This window comes from Microcoleus sp. D3_18a_C4, assembly GCF_036702415.1.
In the GTDB taxonomy this organism is placed as follows: domain Bacteria; phylum Cyanobacteriota; class Cyanobacteriia; order Cyanobacteriales; family Microcoleaceae; genus Microcoleus.
Window position 1 is genome coordinate 1 of record NZ_JAUBTI010000176.1, and the last position, 7154, is coordinate 7154.

Below are 7154 nucleotides of genomic sequence, written 5' to 3' on the forward strand. Positions count from 1 at the left end.
TCGGGGGCGCTGCCGGTGTCCTCAGATGTAGGTTCCTCTGGATCGATCGGGTCTTTGAGGGCGCTCGTCTCGACAACAGGGCGAACAGTAGGGTCATTAACCTTCACCTTCTCCATCCTCGCCAGAATCGCCTCTTTGGTGTTTTGAGCGAGGAACTGTTCAACAGTCACAGTTCCCGCAGCCAAATCGGACAAACCGACAGCAATTTGACCTACAGACACCGCCTGCAATTTCGTGATCTCAAGGGCAATATCTTTGATGGGGCGACCGCTAGCGACGAGATCCTTGACCATTTGATTGCCCAAAGCCATGATTTGAGCCGCAGCAGCCGCACTCGCAGCCAGTTGTGTCGGGTTGATTTTGGGGTCAGACTCTGCTGCTTTGGTAATGGCTGCTTGAACGATCGCCAAGATTGTTTCTGTTTTGCCTAAATCTACAGCAGCGCCACCCTTGAGTTGATTTGCGATCGCCCCGATACCGCTAAATGCGAGTTGAGCGATCGCTGTTTCCGAAACTCCCTCAATGAATTTCGCTGTCTGGACGATCGTATTTTGCACCAGAATCATCGAACCGAATACCGATACACCATTCGCGTCCCCTTTGGCGATCGCTTCTAAGGGGTCATAGCTGCCCAAATCAAGACCTGCGGGGATTTCTAATGCCGATTCTACCTGGGTTTGTGCCGTTAGTGGGTCAATACCTTGCTTCACCAACTCGGCGATAATCGTCGTTAAAGGAGTCACAACCGTTGACTCTACCGTTGAAATCAGTGGGGTTGCCATCGGCAAGCCGGTGGCTACATCCACTCCACCGATGATGTCCATGCCTCCCATCAGGACAAATTGACCTTCGGTATAGTCGATTTCACCGTTTTGGTTGGTATCAAACGTTTCGATATCTACGTTCAGGTCGAAGCTGCCATCGGCTTTGGTAATCGTAAAGGGTTCAGCATCATCCAATGTCCCGTTTAAGTTGGCATCAAGGAAGACCTTACCGTTAGCAATGTAACCGTCAATGATGCGAAGACCACGGAAAAGTTTTCTTAATAGTTGGGTTTGGAAACTAGACCCGAAAGGCTGGCTTCCTGTGTTACCCGTAGGAGACTGGCTTCCTGTGTTACCCGTAGGAGAAGGCTCATACACAATCTTTTCCAGTCCAGTGATTGTTTTGAAACTGCCATTGGGACCAGCAATTCGTCCTTGTGCCAATGTCCCCGTAATTTTATAGTCTGTCTGTTTGCCGGACAAAAACAACGTATCGAAGCCATCTCGGCCGTTAATGATATCGCTACCAGCCCCTGGATAGAGGTTATCGTCACCAGCTCCACCATCAAGGTTATCGTTGCCTTCCTCACCGTAGACCGTATCATTACCTCCTCCACCAGAGAGGGAATCGTTACCACTCCGACCATAGATGAGGCTGTTTCCTTGTCCGCCTTGGAGAGCGTCATTGTTTTGGGTTCCCGTGAGGGAATCATTAGACACCATCTCATACAGAATATCTTCAACATCCCAAGTCACGATTGTGATATCGCCTTTGGAAGTAGTAAGTTGCCGCCCTGTGGATGTTGGGGTAATTTTATAGTCTGTCCGTGGGCCGGACAAAAACAACCTATCGAAGCCACGTCCGCCGTTAATGGTATCGCTACCAGTCCCAGCAAAGAAACTATCGTCACCAGCTCCACCATCAAGGTTATCGTTGCCTTCCTCACCGTAGAGCTTATCATTGCCTTCTCCACCTGAGAGGAAATCGTTACCACTCCGACCATAGATGAGGCTGTTTCCTTCTCCGCCTTGGAGAGTGTCATTGTTTTGGGTTCCCGTGAGGGTATCGTTAGAATAGTTTTGATACCGGAAATTCTCAACTCCAATGACAGTTTTTACATCACCATTAGCAGCAATAACTTCCCATCCAGTTGATGTTTCCCTAATTTTATAGTCACTGTTATTGCCGAGTAAAAACAACGTATCGTTGCCCTCTCCTCCGATAATTAAATCGTTACCAGTCCCAGCATTGAAGTAATCGTCGCCAATGCCACCGAAGAGAGAGTCATTACCATCGCCACCATTGAGGTTATCATTGCCATCTCCGCCGTCAATGGTATCGTTACCTACGTCAGCATTGAAGTTATCGTTGCCAGTACCACCTGCAAGATAGTCATCACCATCTCCACCATTAAGGTTATCAATACCAACGCCACCGAAGAGAGAGTCATCCCCAGCATCACCGAACAATAAGTCATTACTTGTGCTGTCCGGGGAGCCGTTCCCTTCACCATAGAGAGCGTCATTGCCGTCTCCACCGCGAATCCAGTCATCGTTCTGCTGACCGTAGAGAGTGTCATTGCCAGTTCCGCCTTCCAGGGTATCATTACCCTCCCATCCGTGAAATTCGTCATTACCTTCATTACCGCTGAGAAGATCGTTGCCAATCTCACCCAGAAGGATATCGTTACCGGCTTGGCCAGAGAGGGTATTATTTCCAGCATTACCAATCACTAAGTCGTTATTAGCTGAGCCAATGACATTTTCAATCGAGGTTAACAGATCTGTATTGCCAGAAAATTGGGCCTTGCCATTGTTTAAATTGACATCAACAGCACCAGTAGAAAATCTGTAGTCGGCAGTATCAGTTCCGTCACCTCCATCAAGGACGTTGCTGCCATTGCCACCAGAGAGCGTATCGTTATCTTCCTCGCCATAGAGAGAGTCGTTACCATCTCCACCATCTAAGGCATCGTTACCAGTCCAACTAGCGAGATGGTCGTTTCCACCTTCTCCTCTCAGGATGTCATCATCCTCATGACTAAAGAGGCGATCGTTACCGTCACCACCATTGAGGTAATCTTTACCCCCAAAGCCTTCAAGGAAATCATTGCCACCTCGACCAAAGAGCGAATCACTACCGTCCTCGCCGTTTAGAGAGTCGTTGCCGCCACCACCGTCGAGGAAATCGTTTCCTGCTTCTCCTCGGAGTATGTCATTGCCAGCTTCACCGCTAAGAATGTCATCATCATTCCCACCAAGGAGCAAATCGTCACTCAAACCGCCGAAGAGAGTATCCTTACCATTTCCACCTTCGAGTGTGTCTTTGTCGTTGCTACCGTCGTAGTTTCCTCCCGTTTTTCCGTTGTCTTCGCCATAGAGAACATCATCCCCATCTCCACCTTGGAGGAAGTCCTTATCTCCCTGACCATAGAGAACGTCGTTGTCATTTCCGCCCTCAATGGTGTCATTACCCTGATAGCCGTGCAGTTCGTCATTGCCATCCTGACCCTTCATCAAATCATTGCCATTCTGACCAAAAACACGGTCATTACCAGAGTCAGCATTTAGGGTGTCATTACCATCGCCACCATCAAGCAAGTCCGCACCGTCAATACCGAACAAGAGATCATCGCCAGCATTACCATAAAGGAAGTCAGAACCCGATCCCCCATCAAGTGTGTCTTTGTCTTCATTGCCTTCGAGTTTGTCGTTGCCGTCCTCACCGTACAGGTAATCGATATCTTGTTGACCCTGGAGGATATCGTCACCACCCCCACCACGGAGAATGTCTCTGCCCCAACCACCTTCTAACTTGTCATTTCCTCCGTCGCCATGCAACGTATCATTGTTATCGTTACCTTCGATTCTGTCATTGCCATCCCAACCTTCTCCTTTATCATTTCCCGACCCCAAGATGAGATGGTCATCTCCACCTTTACCTCGAATATAGTCATCACCCCCCTTTGCGTCATATTTGTTATTTCCGTCATCCAGCCATTTGTCATCGCGACCATTCGACGGGCCCCCAAACCAGCCAAGAACGCTGTTAAACGCACCTTCAAAAAAGTTACCAATTTTATTGAAGGTATCGAGTACACCTGATGAAACACTATTAAATCCATTAACGACACCATCAATGGCTTTATTTACAGCCTCAGTGGCTGCACCCAGGGCACCGCCCGTCACTTTGTCAAACAACTCTTCGATACTTCTGAGCGGAGCTAGTGACACGGTATAGTCACCTTTGAGCACCCCAGCCTCATAACCTACCTTTACCTTGGAACCACTAGCTGTACCATCTGAGGTAATCTCAAGGTTTGCCCCAACATTGCCAACGAGCGGGAGATTGTAGCCTATGAATCCTTTAACTGTTAGCTTGCCATTCTGGAGGCTGATGTCGGCGCTGCCTAAATTTTGACCAAAAATTTTGGCTGTCCCTCCGATTTTTATATCGGTTGGACTTTTGATATCAATGAGCGCGTTCTCGATTGATAAGACCCCGAATAAGTCAAGATTTCCTTCAACTTTCAGCCCATTACTATCAGCTTTAATCTTCGCTCCGGCAACTTCTCGCCCAAGAATCTTTACAGAACCCGATCCACTGACTGTCTTTTTAGCAATATCAACTGAAAAATCGTTAATATCTAGTGCTACGACTCCTAAATTCAAATCAAAATCTTTGATTTTGGCACTCGTGGTTGTAAATTCCACGTTTGCTTTAGCAACAGTCTGGCCAAAAATCTCAAGTTTCCCATCTCCTTTAAGGTATTGTTCAGTGGGACTGACCTTGACGGCAAAATCCAAAGTCTTATCGTTGGGACCATCCGCACCCGTGAGTTTCAAAAATCCCAAGTCAATTTCAGGAATCTGTAAAACTCCTTCTAAACTTGGATTGCTTTGAGCGTAGGGATTGGCATTGAGACTGAGTGAAGCTTCTTTTCCCCAAGCCGTTACCTTCCCATTAATACCAAGACCTTGGGTTAATTTTGTTTCAGCAATTTCTGTCTCTAACGGCACTAACTTGAGTAGTGGATCAAACTTTGTATCTGCATCAGGCCCATCAACAGAGACAATATTGACATTCAAGGTTTGCCTCAAAAACGATTCTGCCTTCTTAACAAAATCGACTTCCTTCCCCACTTGTTTGATGACATAAGAGTAAACGGGACCAGCCAACAGATCAACAAGGTTGACAGGAGCATTTGCCGTTAATTCCACTGCAAATTTCTTGGGGTCGTTAGAACTGACAAAGAAAGCCGACTTGAGATCGAAGTTGCCAAACTTTAAATCTCCCACAAATCCAACATTATCAACCCAAGGTGGTGCGTAGGTTCCGCCAACTTGTAAGGCTAAATTCCGAATTTCTGAATCCGGTAAGCCAAAGGGATTTTTCCAGGGAGTTTTGGCCGTGAGTTGAAGCGCACCCGTAATTGATTTGGGGTCGAAAGTTAAGCCTCCCGAAAACGTTAATTCAGGTTCCGTTGTTTGGAAGGGATCATAACCTTTAATTAAATAACTGCCTACTATACCGAAATTCGGGGGAGAAGTTGAATCTGCTGAGACGCTTAATTTAGCACCACCAATCTCAATCGAGAATGGGTCAACTTTCAAAAGTGTTAGGTTTTCAGTGCTTAACTCAGCACTGAGGCTCACTTTTGGTACAACACCTGTTCTAACTTCTGCTTTTAGCTCTACCTCCTTAATTTTTAGCTGCTCATTAATGAAGTCTAAAAAATTTGTTTTACCATCATTCTTAGCATCTGCAAAGTTTATTTTTCCACTGAGTCCGTAGGTGGGAGCGGAGGTGTTTAGGTTGGATAAGGTGAGGCTGGGTTTGCTTATGGGTATAGTGACACCGGTTGCAACCTGAGCGACAAGAGGAAGAACTCCGAAGTTAGCGAAAGGTACGCTCCCGTCATGGGCGAGTTTCAGTTCGTTGTTTGTAAATTCAGCCGTTAATGGCTTGACCATCGGTACAAGCGCTTCGAGGACTTTTTTTTCTACATTAGGTACACTAATCTTGTTGTTTTTCAGATAGGCGTCTAGCTCGCTCCAGTTTTCAATCCGAGAATCGAAAGTGCGCGTTAAAGGTGCAGCAGTGATATTGTTGTTACCCGCTGCATCAGTGGCGCTGCTGGCGGGAACGTTGACGGTTACGATGCCGCTACCCGTTGGTGTGACAGTGAAATTGTAGTTACTACCGGTGCCGGTAAACCCACTGACAGTGGCGTTGGTGAGGCTGATATCGCTGGCAATAAACCCGGTAACATTTTCGTTGAAAGTTGCGGTGACATTGAAGGGATTCTTGACTGTTGCCCCAGCGTTTGAAGCGAGGGTTACAGTGGGCGGTGTGGTATCAACGGCGGTAGCAGTGTTGAAATTCCAAGCTGTTGCGCCTGTAGTACCGGCATAATTGTTACCTGCTAAGTCTTTAATTGCACCGGCGGCAATTTCAACGTAGTAATCAGTACCAGGCGCTAAATCTGCCGTGGGATTAACTGTGACGGTACTACCAGTAACAGTGACATTTGCCGCTGTGACATTTATAGTTTCTACAACTGAGTTATCAGAGACTTTCTTGATGACAATATTGCCTGTGCCTTTTTGTACGGCTTCACTTAAGGTGACAACTAAATCAGCAGCAACTGCAACACTGGTGGCGTTGTCGGCGGGGGTGAAAGTGGCTGTGGGGGCTGTGGTATCAACGGCGGCAGCAGTGTTGAAATTCCAAGCTGTTGCGCCTGTAGTACCGGCATAATTGTTACCTGCTAAGTCTTTAATCGCACCGGCGGCAATTTCAACGTAGTAATCAGTACCAGGCGCTAAATCTGCCGTGGGATTAACTGTGACGGTACTACCAGTAACAGTGACATTTGCCGCTGTGACATTTATAGTTTCTACAACTGAGTTATCAGAGACTTTCTTGATGACAATGTTGCCTGTGCCTTTTTGTACGGCTTCACTTAAGGTGACAACTAAATCAGCAGCAACTGCAACACTGGTGGCGTTGTCGGCGGGGGTGAAAGTGGCTGTGGGGGCTGTGGTATCAACGGCGGTAGCAGTGTTGAAATTCCAAGCTGTTGCGCCTGTAGTACCGGCATAATTGTTACCTGCTAAGTCTTTAATCGCACCGGCGGCAATTTCAACGTAGTAATCAGTACCAGGCGCTAAATCTGCCGTGGGATTAACTGTGACGGTACTACCAGTAACAGTGACATTTGCCGCTGTGACATTTATAGTTTCTACAACTGAGTTATCAGAGACTTTCTTGATGACAATGTTGCCTGTGCCTTTTTGTACGGCTTCACTTAAGGTGACAACTAAATCAGCAGCAACTGCAACACTGGTGGCGTTGTCGGCGGGGGTGAAAGTGGCTGTCGGCGCTGT

General features: G+C 47.2%; 1 protein-coding gene. It reads right to left on the reverse strand.

What is annotated here, in order from left to right; genetic code table 11:
* On the reverse strand, window positions 1-7154 hold a 7154-nt coding region (locus QUB16_RS32420), incomplete at both ends, for an Ig-like domain-containing protein (RefSeq protein ID WP_333322446.1).